This is a genomic window from Parendozoicomonas verongulae (genome assembly GCF_009711465.1).
Classification (GTDB): Bacteria; Pseudomonadota; Gammaproteobacteria; order Pseudomonadales; family Endozoicomonadaceae; genus Sansalvadorimonas; species Sansalvadorimonas verongulae.
The window spans coordinates 1-767 of sequence record NZ_SMME01000409.1 but is presented as its reverse complement, the minus strand read 5'-3'; the positions used below and the strand labels follow the sequence as shown (position 1 = coordinate 767).

Sequence of the window (767 nt, the reverse complement as noted above, 5' to 3'; positions counted from 1 at the left end):
CAGATCTTTCAGAGGACTCAGTATTTCGGCCATGTCGAAATACGCTTTCCAGCCAAGCAGGGATTTTCTCAGCTCTTCAATGATCCGGGTGATAGAATGGCCTCTTGTTCGACGGCTCAGCTGTTTGACGGTTGTCTTCAGTTTGGCCAGTGCTTTGTCACTGGCTTTTACTTTCAGTTCCCGTCGGCTAAACGTAAACCCAAGGAAGTTACGCTCCCATGGGCGACCAACAGCACTCTTGCGGGTACTCACTGTGAGTCGCAGTGATTCTCCAACAAAGTGTTGCAGGTGTTTCATCACGCGTTTACCCGCTCTTTCACTACCGACAAGCACCACAAAGTCATCGGCATACCGGGCAAACCTGAGGTTCCGCTTTTCCAGTTCCCAATCCAGATTGTTCAGGACTATATTCGAAAGGACAGGCGACAGAGGACCGCCTTGCGGGAGACCTTTCGTGCTGGCCTGTTTGATTCCATTTATGCAGACTCCGGCCTTAAGATAACGATTTATCAACTTCAGCAGCGTAGCGTCCTGCTGTTGTGTCTTGAGCTCTGCCATCAACAGGTCATGATTGACGGTGTCAAAGAAAGCCTCAAGATCACAGTCTACAACCCAGTCTCGTCCCCCCCGTATCACCTGCTGAACGTAACCTATAGCCTGATGGGCATTTCGGTTGGGACGAAAACCATAACTGTTGTTATGGAATTTGTGATCCCATTCTTCATGCATGATCTGTGCTATGGCCTGTTGGATCAGACGGTCGAGTA

1 protein-coding gene is annotated in these 767 nt (G+C 49.7%); it reads right to left on the bottom strand.

Features of this window, described 5'->3' with window-relative positions; genetic code table 11:
- Positions 1 to 753, bottom strand: a 753-nt coding sequence (locus tag E1189_RS00850; RefSeq protein ID WP_329601867.1) for a reverse transcriptase domain-containing protein, incomplete at its 3' end; no start/stop codon positions are given.
- Positions 754 to 767 lie beyond the last annotated feature (14 nt).